Source organism: Thermostichus sp. MS-CIW-41 (genome assembly GCF_054058915.1).
In genome coordinates, this window is record NZ_JBSSBO010000093.1 from 1 (window position 1) to 1,026 (window position 1,026).

A 1,026-nucleotide genomic window follows, 5' to 3' on the forward strand; every position below is an offset into this window, starting at 1 on the left:
CCAAGCGCTCCGCGCCGCTAGCACGTTCGCTTCAGCGGGCCGTAGGCCATACGTCCTACGGACAGAGGGCGGGGCTTCTCGGCGGTTTAGCTAACCGAGATCCTTGCAAAGAACCTCAATATTTAATATTTAACATTTCATGAGCATTCCTGCTGCCCGTCAACGCTTTGCCCTTGAAATCCAATCGGAGCCCATCGATCTGGGTCGGGCGGCCCTCTGGATTGCCCAAGAAGCCTATCCCGATCTGGAGGTGGAAGAGTATGTGGCCGCTCTGGATGAGATGGCCGCAGAGGTGCAAGAGCGCCTTCCCCCGGAGCGTTATCCCCTGCGGGTCATCAAGATCTTGAATCACTATCTCTTTGAGGATCTGGGCTTTCGTGGCAATCGCGAAGATTATTACGACCCACGCAACAGCTTTTTGAACGAAGTGATCGATCGGCGCACCGGGATCCCGATTACGCTGTCGCTGATCTATCTAGAGCTGGCGCGGCGGATCGATTTTCCCATGGCAGGAGTGGGCATGCCCGGCCACTTTTTAATCCGGCCCCTGTTTGCAGGCGCCGAGATTTTTGTGGATCCCTTTCAGCAGGGGGAGATTTTATTTCCAGAAGATTGTCAAGAGCTTTTGTCGCAAATCTACGGGCCTGGGATCCCTTTCCAAGAACACCACCTACGCCCCACCCCTCCCCGCCTGATCTTGGTACGCTTGCTCAACAACCTCAAGCAAATTTATCTGAGCCGCGCCGAACTGGAACCCGCTTTGGCAGCAGCGGAACGGATCTTGTTGTTGATCCCTGAATCCTTGCCCCACCTAAGGGATCGCGGGCTGTTGTATTATCAGTTGGGCCGTTGGCAGCAAGCCTGCCAGGATCTCAAGCGCTACTTAAAACAGGCGCCTTTCCACCCCGAGATCAATCGCTCTGATGAGCATTTACAGCCTGTTAAGGGCTCAAGGGGTACAATAGCAGCACTTAGCAAACCAACTTCGGAAGGAGGATGGATTGATCAGTAGTAAAGAAGTCTTCA

1 pseudogene is annotated in these 1,026 nt (G+C 54.2%); it reads left to right on the forward strand.

The annotated features are described in order from the left end of the window. Positions 1 to 139: 139 nt before the first annotated feature. Positions 140 to 898 (forward strand): annotated as a pseudogene (locus ACVWXE_RS14355) (SirB1 family protein); the annotation flags it as partial. Positions 899 to 1,026 lie beyond the last annotated feature (128 nt).